The 3,018-nt window shown below is 45.2% G+C and carries 3 protein-coding genes; 2 read left to right on the plus strand and 1 reads right to left on the minus strand.

Going from position 1 to position 3,018, the window contains the following annotated elements; translation table 11 throughout:
• Window positions 1–19: 19 nt before the first annotated feature.
• Window positions 20–994, minus strand: a complete 975-nt coding sequence (locus AZ66_RS28185; protein ID WP_082061770.1) for a CapA family protein — start codon at window positions 992–994, stop codon at window positions 20–22.
• 230 nt (window positions 995–1,224) lie between these two features.
• Between AZ66_RS28185 and AZ66_RS28190 the strand changes: the two genes are divergently transcribed.
• Both AZ66_RS28190 and AZ66_RS28195 read left to right on the plus strand, forming a co-directional pair.
• A complete protein-coding gene (locus AZ66_RS28190; RefSeq protein ID WP_021261822.1) occupies window positions 1,225–1,599 on the plus strand; it encodes a winged helix-turn-helix transcriptional regulator in 375 nt (124 codons plus the stop codon).
• Between the two features lie 178 nt (window positions 1,600–1,777).
• Window positions 1,778–2,638, plus strand: coding sequence for a DegV family protein (locus tag AZ66_RS28195; protein WP_044357963.1), 861 nt, complete (start codon window positions 1,778–1,780; stop codon window positions 2,636–2,638).
• Window positions 2,639–3,018: the final 380 nt, after the last annotated feature.

A 3,018-nucleotide genomic window follows, 5' to 3' on the forward strand; every position in this document is an offset into this window, starting at 1 on the left:
TAAGCAATTGGCTTGCCTTTTATAAAATTCGAATCCCTGCAGAACATGAACATGACTGCCGATGTATGGCATCTGCACCGGCATTCAATGATTTCACGCGCATAGGTACGCTGCCATGGTTCCGGACGATGACTTTTCTCAACCCCCAATGGAGATACACAAGCAAGTAATCACAGTCTTGCCGTTCTCTTGTGATAACAGGGAGAACACTTGATTTATTATACGCTTCCGCAACTCCTGGCCGCTTCTCTCCGGCGAACCAATACGTTTGAGGGATAAATCGGGAGAAGGCAAGGATCTTAATCGTTTGGCCCTTAATCTTCACCGTATGCGCCCGATACGCTTCTTCTTTATTTCTCCCACCGCCTACATAGGGAATGTCATATTGCTCCAAGTATGATAGTGTGTCGAGAAATCCCTTTTGCTTAAAATCGAGGGTGTGATTGTTAGCAATCGTAACCAGATCAAACCCGGTATTTTTAATTCCTTGCAAGGATTCCGGATCGGACTTGAAATTATATAGCTGATTCGTATCCTTTTCGGTATGGTGAGTGATAGCGGTCTCCAGATTAACAACTGCATAATCGGCGCTGCTGACCTCGTCCTTGACGTATTCAAAAGGATAATCAGGTCCTTTTTTGCGAATGGTTTCCTTGACGGACCAATCCATGAGTGCATCTCCTGCAAAGACAATTCGGATGGGATCCTGCGAAGGAGGCATCACATATTTACTTGATTCGTCTTTTGCTGCAATGTTCTTCTTTTTTTGCTCGTGATTTGGCTCTAGTGGGGATGTAGGAGTTACACTTTCATTAGGAGGAGAAACCAAATCTGGCTGGTTCTCTACAGCGCGCATGGCCACAGTCAGCGCGAGCATGCAGCCAAGCCCGATAATTACCAGCAATCCTAACCCGGCTAATTGTTTCAGTTTGCGCGTCCGCTGCCTCTTTATGCGGGCATGCCGCTCTTTCCTGCTCTCGCGATATGAATTCAATGGAAGCCTCCTCAGCTCTACAAGTACCCGATATTTTCGGATAGAATAAATAATGGATTGTAAGTTTTCACCATACTATTATAATGATCGTACGCACCAAATAAGTTGCAGATTCTTTGCAAGTCCATTAAATTTTGTAATAAATGACGTCAGTCGCGTTTTCTTTTCGGATTAGCTATGGTAAAATAAATATGCTTACATTTTGTAAGTATAGAAGGAGGGATGAACGGATGCAATCAGATCAGTTGGGAATGTGTCCCCGATTCGAAGCGGCATTCTGCATTTTGGGAAAGCGCTGGAACGGGCTGCTTATTCAGGTGCTATTGAGCGGGCCGAAGCGCTTTAAGGATATTTCCGCACTCATTCCTACCATGAGCGACAAAATGTTGAGTGAACGCATGAAAGACATGGAGGCGGCAGGGATTGTAGTTCGTAATGTATATCCAGAAACGCCTGTACGCATTGAATATACGCTTACGGACAAAGGATTGGCACTGCAGCCAGTAATGGAAGCCATAGGGCAGTGGGCAGAGCAGTGGGTGAACGAATCAATCGGGTGCTGCGATGAGCCTAGCTCTGCCTTACAGCATTCGGATCAAGAATAATGCGCAGTGGACAGCTCATCGCATGCCGAGCCTAACTTGACAGCAGGTTAGTGCTCGGCATTTTTGCTGTGTCCACAAGATTGCCTACTTTTTGACGTTGTAAACATAGGGACAAGCTCGTATAATTAAGCGGAATGAGCGATAATAACTTACTTTTACTTTAGGACAGGAGAATGACATGACCATTCACATCATTACGGACGGAAGTTCAGACTTGACTCCGGAGATCGTTCAGCAGTTCGGCATCCATGTAGTACCTCTATGCGTATGTTTCGGTAAAGAGGTGTTAACCTCTGATATGGACACCGCTCAATTCTATGAGCGTATGCGAGAGGAGGAGGATCTGCCGAAGACATCCAGTCCGTCGCCAGCTGATTTCTACCATATGTATCAATCGCTTGGCACTGATAAAGATATATTGGTCCTTTCCTTGACCTCTAGCTTAAGCAGCACTTACAATCATGCATTAATGGCAAAGACGATGTACGAGGAAGAAGGTCATCCGAACCGGATTGAAGTTATAGATACGAAGACAGCATCTGCTGGACTTGGCTTGCTTGCCGTGCGTGCGGCACAGCTGGCTGGAGCGGGGAAGACACTTGATGAGGTTGCTGACATCATAAGCCATCAAGTGAAACACACTCGTACGTATTTCACCTTGGACACCCTCGATAATGTCATTCGTGGCGGACGCTTGGGCAAGTTCAAGGGCACGGTCGCTTCTATGTTGAACATCAAGCTGCTCATGGAGGCAAGCGAAGAGGGTACCATAGAAGTGATGGAGAAGATTCGAGGTACGCAGAAAACGCTCCGCCGACTGATTGAGAAGGTAGGGGATGCATGGCACCAAGTTGACAAAGAGTGGATTGCCCTTGCACATTCGAATTGTGAAGAACGGGCCAAGGCCTTTATGAAGGAATTGCTCGACAAATATCACTTCGATCAAGTTCTGTTCGTGAATATGGGCCCAGTCATTGGCACCTATGCAGGTGAAGGCGGGGTACTCATCACGTATCAAGAACTGCCACAGACAACGTAAATATTTCCAACGTATGAATTATTGAAGGAACACATCGATAAGCTCCCGTCTTAAGAAGCGGGAGCTTTGTTCTGTTGTGTTCATTGTATGGAGAGATTCAGCTCTACTGAATCTACGTACATAGGCATTCAGGTGGATGGTTCGTTTCTAGATTAAAAGAAGTTTATGTTATGATGGAAGCAAGAAAGCAACAAAATAGATAGAAGTACGTTCGCGAACTGGGGGTATTGTTATGTATACAATTATGATCGTGGAAGATGATGATAAGATTGCATCGATCTTGCAGTCTTCTCTTGAAAAATACAATTACAATGTAGCTCGTGCGACAAAATTCAGCCAATTAAAGGATGAGATGCTGGAAATCAATCCAGATTTAATTT

Origin of the sequence: Paenibacillus sp. E194 (assembly GCF_000935845.1) — a bacterium.
Lineage (GTDB): Bacteria > Bacillota > Bacilli > Paenibacillales > Paenibacillaceae > Paenibacillus_B > Paenibacillus_B alvei_B.

Coding starts and splice junctions, on each gene's coding strand:
- AZ66_RS28190 (WP_021261822.1), top strand. CDS start 1,225: ATGCAATCAGATCAGTTGGGAATGTGTCCCCGATTCGAAGCGGCATTC.
- AZ66_RS28195 (WP_044357963.1), top strand. CDS start 1,778: ATGACCATTCACATCATTACGGACGGAAGTTCAGACTTGACTCCGGAG.